Below are 14554 nucleotides of genomic sequence, written 5' to 3' on the forward strand. Positions count from 1 at the left end.
GCGAGCGGGGGCCGCCCCGGGGTCAGAAGTCGAAGCGGGGCGACGACGCGGTGAGGATCTCCGACTTCGGCGACACCGGCCACAGGGCGGTCAGCTCGTCGTAGAGGGCCGTGGCCAGGCGTTCGACGTCCGCGCGGGCCGTCTCGTGCAGGGCCTCGGCCACGATGAGCACGTCGGTGGTGGTGTCGCGGACCGCCGACAGGCCGCTCTGCCGGTTGGTCCAGCGGCGCGCGTGCGCCCGGTCGCCGGCGTCGGCGAAGATCACTTCTCCGGCGGCCGGGTGCTCCGTCTCGCCGGAGAAGGTCAGGTACGTCTCCTCGCCCGAGGCGTACCGCACCTCGAGGAAGCCGGCGACGCGGGAGACGTCGAACACCGCCACCGGCACGGCGAAGGCGATCGAGAGCGCGTTGCACAGGTCGATCAGGGGATGCAGGCGCGGCAGCGCGCCCTCCTTCCTGAAGCGGCGCAGCAACGACTCCGACGCGCACCGGTACTGCGTCGGCTTGAGCCCCATCCGCGTGAACGCCCGCCGCCACGCCTGGATCTCGGGCAGCTCGCTCTCGGGGGCGGCCCGCCGGGCGGCCAGGTCGCAGTAGCGGGCCACCTGGTCGTCGACGCGGGCGGCGGCGTCGACGCCCGTCACGTGGAGCGCGAAGGGCACCAGGTCGGGGAAGTCCCGCCAGATGTCCGCGGAATGCTGGAAACGCACTGTCACCTCGCCGGTCGTCTGACTCGTGCGCCTCACGATACTGCGGCGGCCTCCCGGCGTCCCCGCGCGGCGTGCCGGGCGCGGGCGGCGGCCAGGGCGTAGCAGCCGAACGTCGCCGCCGTCAGGACGGCCGCCGCGACCAGGGGCCGCCCGACGACGCCCAGCACCGCGACGCCGAGGGTGGCGCCGACCTGGCGGGAGGCGTTCAGCACGCCGCCCGCGGTGCCCGCCGTGCCCGCGGGGGCGGCGTTCACCATGCCCGCCATCAGCGCCGGGAACACGAACGACAACCCGAACCCCATGACCACCAGCCAGGGCGCGAGCACGTCGGTGAACGCCACCCCCGCCAGGCCGGCCGCGAGGAGGGCGAGACCGCCCAGGATCGGCGGACGCGGGCCGTAGCGGGCCACCAGACGGCCGGTGAGCAGCGGGTTCACCGTCATGGGCAGGGTGAGCGGCAGGAAGGCGAGCCCGGCGGCGACCGGGGTCAGGTGGCGGGTGTCCTGGAGGAGGAGGGTGAGCACGAACAGCGCGCCGGAGAAGGCGAAGTTGGCGACCGTCCCGGCCAGCAGCTCCGGCCAGGTGGCGGCGAGCAGGCCGCCGGGCAGGGCGGGGGCGTGGCTGCGGCGCTCCACCAGCACCAGCGCCACCAGGACGGCCACGGCCAGCCCGGCGGCGGGCGCGGAGGAGTCGATGAGGGCCTCGGCGACCAGGCCGAGCAGCACGCAGGCCAGGGCCTGGACCTGCCAGTCGATCCGGCGGGACCCGCGCGGCGAGACGACGGTCCGCATGATCAGCAGGCTGGCCACGGCGAAGGGCACGTTGACCAGGAAGACCGCGCGCCAGCCGGACAGCCCGACCAGGAGGCCGCCGAGCAGGGGCCCGGCGGCGAGCGCCGAGCCGGTGAGCGCCGCCCACAGGCCGGTGGCGCGGGCGCGGGCGGCGGGCGCCGGGAACAGCTCGGCGAGCAGCCCGAGCGAGCCGCCGGTGCACAGCGCCGCGGCCACGCCGAGCAGCGCGCGCAGCACGACCAGCACCCCGAGGTCCGGCGCCGCCGCGCTGAGCAGCGACAACGCGCCGAACAACGCCACCCCGGCCTTGAAGACGCGGGCCGCGCCGAACCGGTCGGCCACGGCGCCGGCGGTGAGCAGCGACGCGGCGAAGGCGACGGTGTAGGCGTTGACCGCCCACTGCTGCCCGGCCAGCGAGCCGCCGAGGGAGGCACGCAGGTCCGGCAGCGCGATCGTCAGCACGGTCGTGTCGAGGATCACCAGGAAGTAGGCGAGGGAGAAACCGAACATTCGCATGCCCACAGCCTGCTGAAACGCCGCTTTTCCCCTCAACAGGCGCCGCCGTACGGGGCATTCGGGAAAACCTTATGCTGCTTTATATGGACTTGCGGCAGTTGAGGGGCTTCGTCGCCGTCGCGGGGGCGGGCACCGTCACCGGCGCGGCGAACGCGCTCGGCCTGGCCCCGGCGTCGGTGTCGGAGCAGGTGCGCAGGCTGGAGGGCAGCCTCGGCGTGCCGCTGTTCGAGCGCACGCCCCAGGGCATGCGGCTGACCGAGGCCGGCGCCGCGCTGCTCGGCCGCGCGCAGGGCCTGCTCGACCACGCCGAGGAGGTGCGCCGCGCGGTCACCGGCCGGCGCCGCCGGGTGCGCGTCGGCGCGCTGGAGATGCTGGCCGCCGTCCGGCTGCCCGCCGTGCTGCGCCGCCTGTCCGAACGCCGTCCCGACCTGGACGTGGACGTACGCTCCCTGATGCGGCAGGACCTGCTGGCCCAGGTGGCCTCCGGCGACCTGGACGCGGCGCTCCTGCTCGACCTCGGCCCGCGGATCGGCGGCCTCGGGTTCACCCCGCCGCCCGGCATGGACTTCCTCGACGTCGGCGAGGTCGCGCTGTCGCTGGTCGCCGCGCCGGACGGCGAGCGGGAGCCGCTGCTGGTGAGCCCGCCCGGCTGCTCGATCCGGCTCGCGGCCGACCAGGCGTTCGGCCCGGACGTGCCGCGCCGGGAGCTGACCAGCATCGCCACCGCCCGCGAGTGGGCCAGGCAGGGCTTCGGGCAGGCCCTGCTGCCGGACTTCGCGCTGGGCGCCGACCTCGCCTCCGGCGCGCTGGTCGCGCTCGACTGCCGGGCGCCCGCGCTGGCCCTGCGCCTGGTCTGGCTGCGCGGGCGCGAGGAGTCGCTGCGGGACGTGCTGTACGCCATGAGCGCCTGACCCGGCGGCCTGCTCACTGGTCCTTGCGCCGGGCCTTGATGCCGGTGATGCGGCGGAACACGTCCCACCAGAAGGGGGCGCCGAACAGCAGGGCCACGTACGTCAGCAGGTAGCCGGGCCAGTGGCTGGGCGTGGTGAGCCGGCTCCACCAGGTGGCGCCGTTCCAGTGGAGTGTCGGGTCGCCCTCGGCCGGGATGGCGATGCTGACCAGCGCGTGCTGGAGCATCTGGACCATCGCGGGCTCGCTGAGCGTCTCGGTGATGCACGGCACCGGGTCGGACTGGCCGCACCGGGCCTTGAGCTCGTCGTAGGCCGCCGGGCCCGCCTCGGCCACGGCGGTCACCGAGGCGCGGAAGGCGTTGTCGCGCAGCAGCGTCTTGCCGTACTCCAGGCCGTCCATGGTGAACAGCAGCGTGACCAGGAGGCCGAGGACGGCCACCACCCACTTGACGTAGCGCCTGTACAACATCGACAGGCGTTCCATCTCGCCGTCGAACCAGGTCTCGACGCCCTGCCTGAACCGGTCGAGGTCGCGCTGCGCGGTCTCCCAGACGCCGCGCAGGTGGCCGTACAGGGGGCTGCCCATCTCCTTGAGCTTGGCCAGGAAGCCCTCGACGCCCTCGGGCTCGGCGGCCGCCATCTCCATCAGGGCGACGGCGAAGCGCCCCGGCGGGATGTTCGCGATGCTCGTCCGGCCCTTCGTCGGGTGGTCGATCTCCTGGACGCGTTCGTACAGCAGCTTGACCATGGCGTCCTGCGCCTTGGGCTCGGCGGCCGGCAGCGTGCCGGGCTCGGCGGGCGAGGGCTGGTCGCTGTGGACGGGCCGGGGGTCGCGGGAGAACGGCAGCGCGGCGAACACGTCGCGCACCTTGGCGGGCAGCCACGACCTGCCCTGCGCGTCGGCGCCGTCGAGGGTGTCCCTGAGGTAGGCCCACAGGAACTTGCTGCGGATGGCGAGCAGGCGCACGAACGCCTCGTTGACCCCGCTCACCAGCAGTGAGAGCAGCAGGAACGACACCACCAGGCCGAGGGCCAGATCCACGTAAACGGATAACACCTGCGCCTTGATACACCCGGCGGCGGACCGGGATCAACCCCCGTAGAAGACGCGCTCGACGACCTGGCGGGCGCGGCGGGTGACGCGGCGGTAGTCGTCGAGGAAGTCCTCCGAGCCGTCCGGCGGGTAGCCGAGCGTACGGGCGATGAGCCGGCGCTCCCCCGCCTCGGCCGGCACGCTGTCCCCGGGCCTGCCCCGGACCAGCATGATCGCGTCGCGGACCCGGGAGGCGAACCGCCACGCCTCGGCCAGCACGCGCTCGTCGGCCGGGTCGAGCAGCCCCTCGGCCGCCGCCGCGCGCAGCGCCCCGATGGTACGGGTGGTGCGCAGGGCCGGCACCTCGCCCGCGTGGCAGAGCTGGAGGAGCTGGGCCACCCACTCCACGTCCGACAGGCCGCCGGGGCCGAGCTTGGTGTGCAGGGCGGGGTCGGCGCCGCGCGGCAGCCGCTCGGCCTCCATGCGCGCCTTCAGCCGCCTGATCTCCCTGACGGCGTCCTCGCGCAGCCCGCCGGCCGGGTAGCGCAGCTCGTCGATGACGGAGGTGAACGCGTCGCCGAGCGAGGCGTCGCCGGCCGAGAAGCGGGCGCGCAGCAGCGCCTGCGCCTCCCACGGCGACGACCAGCGGGCGTAGTAGGCGCGGTAGGAGGCCAGCGTGCGCACCAGCGGCCCCTGGCGGCCCTCGGGGCGCAGGTCGGGGTCGATGAGCAGCGGCGGGTCGGGCGCGGGCAGCGACAGCAGCCGGCGCAGCTCGTTGGCCACGGCGAAGGCGGCGTCGGTGGCCTCCCGCTCCTCGACGCCGGGCAGCGGCGCGTGCACGAACATCACGTCGGCGTCGCTGGCGTACGAGCACTCCATGCCGCCGAGCCGGCCCATGGCGATGACCGCGAACCTGGTCACGTCGGGGGCCTTGGCCAGCGCGGCGTCGAGCGCGGCCTGCAGGGTCACGTCGGTGAGCGACGACAGGGCCGTGCCGACGGTCTCGATGTCGAGGAGGCCCGAGAGGTCGGCGACGGCCGTGCGGAACAGCTCCCTGCGGCGCAGCCCCCGCACGGCCGCCACCGCGGTCTCCGGGTCGCCGGCGTGCCGGGACACCGCGGCCGACGCCTCGCCGCGCAGCGACTCGGGCGGGCGCACGGCCAGCTCCGCGTCGGAGCCGAGCATCGCGACCGCGTCGGGGGCGTGCATGAGCAGGCCGGTGGCGTAGCGGCCGGTGCCGAGCACCCGGGCCATGCGGGCGGCCACGGCCGTCTCGTCGCGCAGCAGCCGCAGGTACCAGGGGGTGCTGCCGAGCTTGTCGCTGACCTGGCGGAAGCCGAGCAGCGCCGCGTCGGGGTCGGGCGTGTCGGCGAACCAGCCGAGCATGACGGGCAGCAGCGTGCGCTGGATGGCCGCGCGCCTGGACACGCCCGTGGACAGCGCGGCGATGTGCCGCAGGGCGCCGTTGGGATCGACGTAGCCGAGCGCCTCCAGCCGGGCCGCCGCCGCGGCCGTGGACAGCCGCGCCTCCGACTCCGGCAGCCGGGCCACCGCCTGGAGCAGCGGCCGGTAGAACAGCTTCTCGTGCAGCCGCCGCGCCTCCATGGCGTGCCGCCGCCACCGGGCGGTGAACTCCCCCACCGGGTCGGCCTGCATGCCGAGGGCGCGGCCGAGCCTGCGCAGGTCGGCCTCGTCGGTGGGCAGCAGGTGCGTGCGCCGCAGCCGGTGCAGCTGCAGCAGGTGCTCGACCTGGCGCAGGAAGGTGTACGCCTCGGCGAGCCCGCGCGAGTCGTCGCGGCCGACGTAGCCGCCGCGGGAGAGGGCGGCCAGGGCCGGGAGGGTGGCCCGGCGGCGCAGCAGCGGGTCGAGCCTGCCGTGCACGAGCTGCAGGAGCTGGACGGCGAACTCGATGTCGCGCAGCCCGCCGGGCCCCAGCTTGAGCTGCCGCTCCCCCTCGGCGCGCACGTGCGACTCGACGCGGCGCCGCATGGCCTGCACGTCCTCCACGAAGTGCTCGCGGGTGGCGGCCGTCCAGACCAGGTCGTTGACGGCCTGGACGTAGGATTCGCCGAGCTCTTGGTCGCCGGCCACCGGACGGGCCTTGAGCAGCGCCTGGAACTCCCAGGTCTTGGCCCAGCGGCGGTAGTAGGCCAGGTGGCTGGCCAGGGTGCGGACCAGCGGGCCGGACCGCCCCTCCGGCCGCAGGCCGGCGTCGACCTCCCACAGCGAGCCCTCCTGGGTGGCCGCCGTGCAGGCCCGCATCATGGCCTGGGCCAGCCGGGTCGCCGACCGCAGCGCCTTGGTCTCGTCGGCGCCCTCGCGCGGCTCGGCGACGAAGATCACGTCGACGTCGCTGATGTAGTTGAGCTCGCGCGCGCCGCACTTGCCCATGCCGATGACCGCCAGGCGCGCCTCGGAGTCGTCGACCTCGGCGCGGGCGATCGCGAGGGCGGCCTCCAGCGCCGCACCGGCCAGGTCGGACAGCTCGGCCATGACCTCCGTGAGCGTGGCCTGCCCGGTCAGGTCGCGGGCGGCCAGGTGCATGAGCCGGCCCCGGTAGGCCACCCGCAGCGCCACCAGCGGTTCGGGGGCGCCGGCGCGCGGCTCGGGCTCGCCGGGCTCGGCGCCGACGGCGCGCAGCAGCGCGGCGCGGGCCTCGCCCAGCTGGGGCTCGGCCAGCAGGGCCGTCTGCCCGGGGTGGCGGACCAGGTGCTCGCCGAGCGCGGCGCTGACGCCGAGCACGGCGAACAGGCGCGTCCTGAGCCGCTCGTCCTCGCGCACGGCGGTCAGGACGGCCGGCTCGCGCTCGGCCAGGCGGGTCAGCGAGACCAGGGCCAGGTCGGGATCGGCCACGGCGACCAGGAACTCCAGGAGGTCGTCGAGGTCGGCCGGGGTGCGGTCGAGCAGCTGCGCGGCTCTGGCCCCGTCGGCGAAGCCGAGCTTGGCGAGGCGTGCGGCGGTCGATTCGATCCTGGGCACCTGCCCATCTTGACAGGTGGCTTCGGGAAAGCCGTAGAGTACAACGCAACGTAGCGTTGCGTTTTGCTTCAGGAGGGGGACGACATGAGCCGGATGCCCGCGGCGGTGACCTGGGGACTGCTGGCGGCCTGGGCCATGCACGACGCCGAGGAGCTGGCGACCATGGCGGGATGGGCGCGGCGGGCCCGTCCCCGGCTGGAGCGGCTGTACCCGGGGGTGCCGTGGGAGCGGCTGGAGGTGTCGCAGGCGCGGGTGAACGTGGCGATCGGGCTGATGGGCGGCGTGGTGGCGGGGGCCTCGGCGCTGGGGGCGCGCAGCGGCGGGCGCAGCCCGGTGTTCCAGGCGGTGCTGGCCGGGTTCGGGCTGCACGGGGTCGTCCACCTGGCGCAGGCGGCCGCCACGCGGGGGTACACGCCCGGGGTGGCGACGGCGCCGCTGGTGGTGATTCCGTTCTCGGCGTGGGCGTGGCGGCGGTTGCGGCGGGCAGGGGTGGTGGCGGCGCCGGGACGGTCGGCCGCGTTCGGGCTCGCGGCGCTGCCGCTGACGGTGGGGGCCGTGCACGCGGCCGCCCACCTGCTCACCCGCCGCCACGACCGGTCCGACGGGTCCGCGCCGACCGCGTCATCGGCCACGGACGGCCTCGGCCGCGACCGCTGGTTCTGACCCGCGTCGGCACCTCGCCTCCCGAGGTGGGCCGTCAGGCTGGGCGGGAGGCTTCGATCACCTGGGCGAAGGCCTGGGCGACCGGGCGCCAGGTCGCGACCAGGGCGGGCTCGGCAGCCTTGACGGCGGCGTTCAGGTCCTCGGCCGCCTCCAGGTCCGACTCCGCCGTCCAGGAGGTGAAGATCTCCGGGGTGGCCTCGGGGTGGAACTGCACCGCCCAGGCGCGCTCGCCGACCCGGTAGGCCTGGTTCGGGTACTGGGCGCCGGTCATCAGCGGCACCGCGCCCTGCGGCAGCCGCGTCATGGCGTCCTGGTGGTACTGGACGGCGGTGGCCCGGGCCGGGACGCCGGCCAGCAGCCGGTCGGAGGCGGCGGCGGGCAGCGCGACCACCTCGCACGCCCCCACCTCCAGGCCGTTCCCGCCGCGCTCGACCGTGCCGCCGAGCGCCATGGTGAGAAGCTGGGCGCCGAGGCAGATGCCGAGCGTGGGCGTGCCCTCCGCCACGGCGCGGCGCAGCAGGGCGCGGGTGGCGGGCTGCCAGGGGCTGCGCTCGTCCTCCCAGGCGGCCGCGGCGCCGCCGAGCACGATCAGGCCGTCGGCGGCCCGCTCCGGCACCGGCTCGCCCCGGTACGGCCGTACGACGTCGCAGGCCAGGCCCAGCCAGTCCGCCAGGTAGCCGAGCCCGGCGCCGGCCTCGTGCTCGATCACGGTGATGCGCATATCGGGTAATTTATCCCCATTTTTTGGTGAAAACGCTCTTACGCCCGCCGTGCGACGTGCCTGCGCCGACGGGCGGTGATTCCCGGCCCCGGACGGCGTCCCTAGGATCCGGCTATGAGATTCGACGAAGTGGACGGGCTCCGCGTCGCCACGTTCGGCACCGGCCCCCGCAAGGTCATCGCGGTCCACGGCATCAGCGCCTCGCTGATGGCCTGGGGCGCGGTCGGGCGACGGCTGCCCGAGGAGTGGTCGCTGATCGCGATGGACCTGCGCGGACGCGGTCACAGCGCCTCCCTGCCCGGCCCGTACGGGCTGCCCCGGCACGCCGAGGACGTCCTGCGCGTCGCCGAGCACGTCGGCGCGGGCCCGGACGCGGTGCTGGCCGGCCATTCGATGGGCGCGTACGTGGCCGTGCTGGCCGGGGCCCGGCGCGACTTCGACCGGGTCGTCCTGGTGGACGGCGGCCTCCCGCTGCCCCTGCCCGAGGGCGCGGACCCCGACGCCGCGCTGGCGGCCACGCTCGGCCCCGCCCTGGACCGGTTGCGCCGGACGTTCGCCTCCGCGGAGGAGTACGTGGACTTCTTCAAGGCCCACCCGGCCTTCGCCGGCCACTGGAGCCCCGACGTGGAGGCGTACGTGCGCTACGACCTCGCCGGCCCCGAGGGCGCGCTGCGCTCGCGGGCGGTGGGTGAGGCCGTGATGGCGGACGGGCGCTGGATGCCTACCGAGACCGACGAGATCGGCGCCGCGCTGGCCGCGATCAAGGCGCCGGCCTACCTCCTCAGGGCTCCGCGCGGCCTGCTGAACCAGGACACCGGCATGCTCCCCGACGAGGTCGCCCGCACCTGGACCGCCCGCGTGCCCGGCCTGCGCGACGAGGTCGTGCCCGACTGCAACCACTACACGATCCTGTTCGACGAGCAGCCGGTCACGACCGTCCTTGAACGGATCACCGGGGCATGAGAAAGGCCCCCGAGCCGGGCTCGGGGGCCGTACGCAGACGCAGGTCAGCGTGGAGCGATCCACGTGGCGCGGGCGGCGGCCACCAGGGTGCCGTCGTCCTCGTAGATGCCGCTCTCGCCGTACATCTTGCGGCCGTCGCGGCCGGTCGGACGGGCCACGACGGAGTAGCGGCCACCCGGCAGCACCGGGCCGTTGATCTGCACGACCAGGCGGCCGAGCAGGGCCGACTCGCCGGGGCCGAAGTGCGCCCAGCCGGTGATGCAGTCGAGCACCGCGCCCACGATCGAGGCGGGCACGCCGTCCTCGCCGCTCACCGTGAACGGCACCCGCCATCCGGCGGCGACCAGGTCGGAGCCCTCCACCGGGCCGGGGAAGATGCGCAGGCCGTCGCCCGGCTCGCGCAGGCCGCAGGCGAAGCACTCGGCGAACGGGTGAGCCTTCAGGCCGACGAACCCGGCCTCGGCGCGGGCGGCGTCGGTGAACGGCACGAACCCGGGCCCGGCCAGGGTCTCGGCGACGGGGATGGCCTCGACCAGGACCTTGTCGCCGTCGGACAGCGAGACGCTGTTGGCGACGTGTTCCAGGCGCAGCTCGGTCTCCAGGGGCGTGGGCGCGTGCAGCGTGACCTCGACCGCTGATCGGCCGCCGTTCAGCGCCTCTGCCATGGTGCCCGCGATCCAGCCGCCGTTGGCGACTCCCACCGGGCCCCGGAAACGCTCGGGAACGGTCAACACGGTCTGCAGGGCAGCCGTCGTCATGCCACACCCTCCAATATCGCCCCACAAGGCGAGAAGTCCGGAAATATCGTAAAGAGTAGGCCGATTTTACTGGACTCCCGGATTACCACGATGCTGGGGGTCCCTGACTGACGGCCGACTCATGCCATAACGCCACAGGCGTGGCCGAAACTTCCCCGGCCGCCCCCGGCCGTCCCCTCCCAGGGTCGGCGCCGTCCATGGCACGGATGTGACTCGGGGGTGAGGAACAACGAAAATCGGCCCCAACCCGGAGCCGTATCTGTATCCGGGGTGAGACCGATCAAGGCGTCGGCAGTACCTTATCCCGTGATTTCCCCGCCCCGGACCCGTTCCCGGTATATCCCGTCGGACCGTTCCGGCGGCCGGGCCCGCCCGCCACGCGCTCCCGCGCCCTATGCTGGCGCGCACAGGGGTCGAAGCGAATCCGATCGGGCGGGGTGGGTCTGTGCAGCGGGCGACGTTACGCTTTCCGCCCGGGTCGCTGGTCGTGCTGACCGGGCTGCCCGGCGCCGGCAAGACCACGCTGCTGCGCCGCCTCTACGGCCTGCACGGCGCCGAGAGCGCGCCCGTCGCCGCCGAGGCGGTCGTGGTGATCGACTCGGGGCAGTCCCGCCTGCGCTGGCACGGGCGGATCCCCTGGGCCCCCCGTCCGGTGCGCCGCGCCGTGGTGTTCGCCACCCACCTGAGCCGCATCAGCCGGGCGCTGGCCGGCGGGCGGGCGGTCCTCGCGCACAACCGGGGCTGCGCCACGTACGTGCTGAAGGGGTTCGCCTGGCTGGCCCGCAGGCAGCGGGCGAGCTTCCACCTGCTGCTGCTCGACGCGCCGCCGGAGGTGGCGGTCGCCGGGCAGCACGCCAGGGGCCGGGTGGTCGCGCCCCGCACGTTCGCCCGCCACCGCCGCCGCTGGGAGAGCCTGCTGGCGCGGGTGGCCGGCGGCGACCCGGCCCCGGCCGTCAGCGCGCACGTGCTCACCCGGGCCGAGGCCGACCTGCTGGAGCACATCGTCTTCGACAGCGCCGACCGCGCCCCCGCCGACTGACGGCGTCCGGGGGACGCGGACGGCGGACGCACGAGGGAGGACCCATGAAGCAGTACCTGCTCACCCTGTTCGAGCCCGACGGCCCGCCGCCCGAGCCCGCCGTCCTGGAGCCGATCATGCGCGACATCGGCGCGGTCGAGGCGGAGATGCGCGCGGCCGGCGTGTGGGTCTTCTCCGGGGGCCTGGCCCCGGCCGAGCAGGCGTCGGTGATCCGGATGCGCGCGGACGAGACGTTCACCACCGACGGCCCTTACACCGAGGGCAAGGAGCACGTCGGCGGGTTCACCGTCATCCGGGCCCCCGACCGGGATGCCGCGCTGGAGTGGGGGCGCCGGCTGGCCCGCGCCGTGGGCGTGCTGCCGGTCGAGGTGCGCGAGTTCAAGGGCTGAACCGGGCGGGTGCGTCCCGCCCGGCCTCACAACACCGGCAGGTAGCGGCCCAGCTCGAACTCGGTGACCGTACGGCGGTACTCGCGCCACTCGGCCCGCTTGTTGCGCAGGAAGAAGTCGAAGACGTGCTCGCCCAGCGTCTCGGCCACCAGCTCGCTGCGCTCCATGACGGCGATGGCCTCGTCGAGCGAGCCGGGCAGCGGCTGGATGCCCAGGGCCCGGCGCTCGGCGCTGGTCAGGGTCCAGACGTTGTCCTCGGCGGCCGGCGGCAGCTCGTAGCCCTCCTCGATGCCCTTGAGCCCGGCGGCCAGCACCAACGCGAAGGCCAGGTACGGGTTGCACGCCGAGTCGAGGGAGCGGAACTCGACGCGGGTCGAGCCGCCTTTGTGCGGCTTGTACATGGGCACCCGGACCAGCGCCGAGCGGTTGTTGTGCCCCCAGCACACGTAGGAGGGCGCCTCGCCGCCCTGCCCCGCGATGGCCTCGGCGCCGCCCCACAGCCGCTTGTAGGAGTTGACCCACTGGTTGGTGATGGCGGTGATCTCGGCGGCGTGCCGCAGCAGGCCCGCGATGAACGAGCGGCCGATCTTCGACAGCCGGTAGTCGGTGCCCGCCTCGTGGAAGGCGTTGCGGTCGCCCTCGAACAGCGACATGTGCGTGTGCATGCCCGAGCCGGGGTGCTCGGTGAACGGCTTGGGCATGAACGAGGCCCAGATGCCCTGCTCCAGGGCGACCTCCTTCATGATCAGCCGGAACGTCATGATGTTGTCGGCCGTGGTGAGCGCGTCGGCGTAGCGCAGGTCGATCTCCTGCTGGCCGGGGGCGCCCTCGTGGTGGCTGAACTCGACGGAGATGCCCATCGACTCCAGCATCATGATCGCCTGGCGCCGGAAGTCGTGGCCGGAGCTGTGGGGCGTGTGGTCGAAGTAGCCGCCGGAGTCGATCGGCTCGGGCCGCTGGCCCGCCTCGGGACGGTTCTTCAGCAGGAAGAACTCGATCTCGGGGTGGGTGTAGAAGGTGAAGCCCATGTCGGCGCACTTGGCGAGCGTGCGCTTGAGCACCCAGCGCGGGTCGGCGTGCGACGGGGTGCCGTCAGGCATCAGGATGTCGCAGAAGATGCGCGCCGCGCCCGGCGTCTCGCTGCGCCAGGGCAGGATCTGGAACGTCGAGGGGTCGGGCTTGGCCAGCATGTCGGACTCGTAGACCCGGGCGAAGCCCTCGATCGCCGAGCCGTCGAAGCCGATGCCCTCGGCGAAGGCGCCTTCCAGCTCGGCGGGCGCGATCGCGACGGACTTGAGGAAGCCGAGGACGTCGGTGAACCAGAGCCGGATGAACCGGATGTCGCGTTCCTCTAGCGTGCGGAGCACGAACTCCTGCTGGCGGTCCAAGGCATCCCCTCGTCGAAGCTGGTGCGGGTCTTGACATCAGCATGCCGTGCCCGTGTTTCGCACACGTTACGGGGGGTGCCGGTGCGAGCCTCACTGACAAAGGGGCCGCCCAGATCTACTGTGATCACGCAGTTAGTCTCGGGGGAGGCATTGGTGGCTATCGACCTGCTCAATCACAAGCTCGATCGGGCGTTCGACCACATCGACGCGAATGGCAACGGCGTCGTCGAGCGGGAGGACCTGCTGGGGCTGGGCGCACGCCTGCTGGTGGGTTTCGGGGAGTCCCCCACCTCGGTCACCGGCAACCGGCTCGTCGGCAGCTTCGACGGCATCTGGTCGACGTTGTCGCAGGCGCTCGACCGCGACGGCGACTCCGGCATCGCGCGTACGGACTTCCGCGGCGGGATGACGGCGGCGTTCGTCACCGGCGACCGGTACGAGCCGGTGTTCCGGCCGGCGACGGTGGCGGTGGCCCAGCTCTGCGACGGCGACGGCGACGGCCTGATCCGGCCGGGCGAGTTCCGCACGATGCTCAGCGCGTTCGGCACCGCCTACGACGACGTGGACGAGGCCTTCGACCGGCTCGACCGGGAGGGCAGAGGCGCGCTCACCGTCGAGGAGCTGATCCACGCGGCCGAGGACTACTACCGCAGCTCAGACCCGAACGCCGCGGGCAACTGGCTTTACGGTCCGCTGTGAACACGGCCGTGAGCAGCACCGTGTTCGCCACGGTGCGCACCGCGCTCCGCTCGGTCCTGCACTGGAAGCCGATGTTGCCGCTGCCGCGCAAGGGCGGCTCGCCCGCGCTGGCGCTGCTGCCGCTCGTCGAGCGGGTGCCGGCGATGGCGGCGCCCTGCCGGATGCACCCGGCCGTGTACGCCATCGAGGCCGCGGTCATCGACTGGGCCAGGCGGACGGGCCTGCGCGCCGACGCCGGGGTGGGCTTCCACCGGATGGCCGGGCGCGCGTTCGCCGAGTTCGACGCGGCCGCGGCGGCGCTGTTCGCCCAGTGGCTGACCTGGCTGTTCCACCTCGACGACGAGCTGGACGAGGGGTCGTGCCCGCTGGACATCTTCGGCGGCATGCTCAAGGGCGCGGCCCGGCACCCGCTGGAGGCGGCCTTCGCCGACCTGTGGCGGGTGACCAGCGCGCGCATGAGCGACCAGTGGCGGGCCCGCTTCGCGGTCAACCTGCGCCGCCAGGCCGACGCGTGCCGCACCGAGGCCGACAACCGGGCCGCCGGGCGCATGCCGACGCTGGAGGAGTACCCGGCCCTGCGCAGGGGCACCGTGGGCCCCTACCTGTACGACCTGGTGGAGCCGTGCCTGCGGGTCGAGGTGCCGGCCTGGGTGGTCCAGTGCGACCCGTGGCGGGAGCTGGTGGACGCCTGCAGCGACGTCACGGCCTGGTGCAACGACGTCGCCTCGCGGCCCAAGGAGCGCGGCGACGTGCACAACCTGGTCGAGCTGGCGGTCCGGCAGCTCGGGCTGGGCGAGCGCGAGGCCGTGGCGTGGGTGCTCGACCGGATCGCCGGGCGCTGTCAGGACATGAACCGGGCGGCCAGGCGGCTGCCGCTCGACGACCTCCCGCCCAAGGCGGCCAGGGACGTCAGCAAGGTCGCCTGCGCCTACCTGGCCGCGCCGCGCGCCCACCTGGACTGGCTGCTGGAGTCGTCCCGGTACGCCTGAACCCCG

At 74.2% G+C, this 14554-nt stretch carries 14 protein-coding genes; 7 read left to right on the forward strand and 7 right to left on the reverse strand.

Annotated elements, in window-relative coordinates; genetic code table 11:
• Positions 1-22 precede the first annotated feature (22 nt).
• Both ACFYYW_RS12265 and ACFYYW_RS12270 read right to left on the reverse strand, forming a co-directional pair.
• Entirely contained in the window at positions 23-745 is a 723-nt protein-coding gene (locus ACFYYW_RS12265) for a B3/4 domain-containing protein (protein WP_387647708.1), read from the reverse strand.
• A complete protein-coding gene (locus ACFYYW_RS12270; RefSeq protein WP_387647710.1) occupies positions 742-2016 on the reverse strand; it encodes an MFS transporter in 1275 nt (424 codons plus the stop codon). Before ACFYYW_RS12270 ends, ACFYYW_RS12265 begins: the two co-directional genes overlap by 4 nt.
• Before the next feature lie 83 nt (positions 2017-2099).
• Here ACFYYW_RS12270 and ACFYYW_RS12275 point away from each other — a divergent pair, with 83 nt between their 5' ends.
• On the forward strand, positions 2100-2927 hold the full coding sequence (locus tag ACFYYW_RS12275; RefSeq protein ID WP_387647713.1) for a LysR family transcriptional regulator: 828 nt from the start codon (positions 2100-2102) through the stop codon (positions 2925-2927).
• A 13-nt stretch (positions 2928-2940) separates the two neighbouring features.
• Here ACFYYW_RS12275 and ACFYYW_RS12280 read toward each other — a convergent pair whose 3' ends face one another.
• Together ACFYYW_RS12280 and ACFYYW_RS12285 are read right to left on the reverse strand one after the other, a co-directional pair.
• Positions 2941-3969, reverse strand: a complete 1029-nt coding sequence (locus ACFYYW_RS12280) for a hypothetical protein (protein ID WP_387647716.1) — start codon at positions 3967-3969, stop codon at positions 2941-2943.
• 48 nt (positions 3970-4017) lie between these two features.
• Entirely contained in the window at positions 4018-6939 is a 2922-nt protein-coding gene (locus ACFYYW_RS12285; protein WP_387647718.1) for a bifunctional [glutamine synthetase] adenylyltransferase/[glutamine synthetase]-adenylyl-L-tyrosine phosphorylase, read from the reverse strand.
• Between the two features lie 84 nt (positions 6940-7023).
• Between ACFYYW_RS12285 and ACFYYW_RS12290 the strand changes: the two genes are divergently transcribed.
• A complete protein-coding gene (locus ACFYYW_RS12290; RefSeq protein ID WP_387647721.1) occupies positions 7024-7602 on the forward strand; it encodes an HXXEE domain-containing protein in 579 nt (192 codons plus the stop codon).
• Between the two features lie 34 nt (positions 7603-7636).
• Here the strand turns inward: ACFYYW_RS12290 and ACFYYW_RS12295 are convergent, their stop codons facing one another.
• A complete protein-coding gene (locus ACFYYW_RS12295) occupies positions 7637-8323 on the reverse strand; it encodes a type 1 glutamine amidotransferase (protein WP_387647724.1) in 687 nt (228 codons plus the stop codon).
• A 114-nt stretch (positions 8324-8437) separates the two neighbouring features.
• On the opposite strand from ACFYYW_RS12295, the gene ACFYYW_RS12300 reads away from it, so the two are divergent.
• Entirely contained in the window at positions 8438-9286 is an 849-nt protein-coding gene (locus ACFYYW_RS12300) for an alpha/beta fold hydrolase (protein ID WP_387647726.1), read from the forward strand.
• 44 nt (positions 9287-9330) lie between these two features.
• Here the strand turns inward: ACFYYW_RS12300 and ACFYYW_RS12305 are convergent, their stop codons facing one another.
• Complete coding sequence (locus ACFYYW_RS12305) at positions 9331-10044, reverse strand: hotdog fold domain-containing protein (RefSeq protein WP_352328044.1); 714 nt, start codon at positions 10042-10044, stop codon at positions 9331-9333.
• Between the two features lie 445 nt (positions 10045-10489).
• On the opposite strand from ACFYYW_RS12305, the gene ACFYYW_RS12310 reads away from it, so the two are divergent.
• Positions 10490-11083 (forward strand): AAA family ATPase, encoded by a 594-nt coding sequence (locus ACFYYW_RS12310; protein WP_352328045.1) that lies wholly within the window; start codon positions 10490-10492, stop codon positions 11081-11083.
• Between the two features lie 44 nt (positions 11084-11127).
• Positions 11128-11472, forward strand: a complete 345-nt coding sequence (locus ACFYYW_RS12315) for a YciI family protein (protein WP_352328046.1) — start codon at positions 11128-11130, stop codon at positions 11470-11472.
• A 26-nt stretch (positions 11473-11498) separates the two neighbouring features.
• Here ACFYYW_RS12315 and glnA read toward each other — a convergent pair whose 3' ends face one another.
• Positions 11499-12860 (reverse strand): type I glutamate--ammonia ligase, encoded by a 1362-nt coding sequence (gene glnA / locus ACFYYW_RS12320; RefSeq protein WP_352328047.1) that lies wholly within the window; start codon positions 12858-12860, stop codon positions 11499-11501.
• Between the two features lie 153 nt (positions 12861-13013).
• Here glnA and ACFYYW_RS12325 point away from each other — a divergent pair, with 153 nt between their 5' ends.
• A complete protein-coding gene (locus tag ACFYYW_RS12325) occupies positions 13014-13559 on the forward strand; it encodes an EF-hand domain-containing protein (RefSeq protein WP_352328048.1) in 546 nt (181 codons plus the stop codon).
• A gap of 8 nt (positions 13560-13567) precedes the next feature.
• Positions 13568-14548, forward strand: coding sequence for a terpene synthase family protein (locus ACFYYW_RS12330; protein WP_387647731.1), 981 nt, complete (start codon positions 13568-13570; stop codon positions 14546-14548).
• Positions 14549-14554 lie beyond the last annotated feature (6 nt).

This window comes from Nonomuraea sp. NPDC001831, from assembly GCF_042892035.1.
Taxonomy (GTDB): Bacteria; Actinomycetota; Actinomycetes; order Streptosporangiales; family Streptosporangiaceae; genus Nonomuraea.

What these genes read in the sequence shown, in the direction of transcription:
- ACFYYW_RS12300 (WP_387647726.1), top strand. Translation starts at nt 8,438, where the DNA reads ATGAGATTCGACGAAGTGGACGGGCTCCGCGTCGCCACGTTCGGCACC.
- ACFYYW_RS12270 (WP_387647710.1), bottom strand. Translation starts at nt 2,016, where the DNA reads ATGCGAATGTTCGGTTTCTCCCTCGCCTACTTCCTGGTGATCCTCGAC.
- ACFYYW_RS12295 (WP_387647724.1), bottom strand. Translation starts at nt 8,323, where the DNA reads ATGCGCATCACCGTGATCGAGCACGAGGCCGGCGCCGGGCTCGGCTAC.
- ACFYYW_RS12305 (WP_352328044.1), bottom strand. Translation starts at nt 10,044, where the DNA reads ATGACGACGGCTGCCCTGCAGACCGTGTTGACCGTTCCCGAGCGTTTC.
- ACFYYW_RS12275 (WP_387647713.1), top strand. Translation starts at nt 2,100, where the DNA reads ATGGACTTGCGGCAGTTGAGGGGCTTCGTCGCCGTCGCGGGGGCGGGC.
- ACFYYW_RS12315 (WP_352328046.1), top strand. Translation starts at nt 11,128, where the DNA reads ATGAAGCAGTACCTGCTCACCCTGTTCGAGCCCGACGGCCCGCCGCCC.
- ACFYYW_RS12290 (WP_387647721.1), top strand. Translation starts at nt 7,024, where the DNA reads ATGAGCCGGATGCCCGCGGCGGTGACCTGGGGACTGCTGGCGGCCTGG.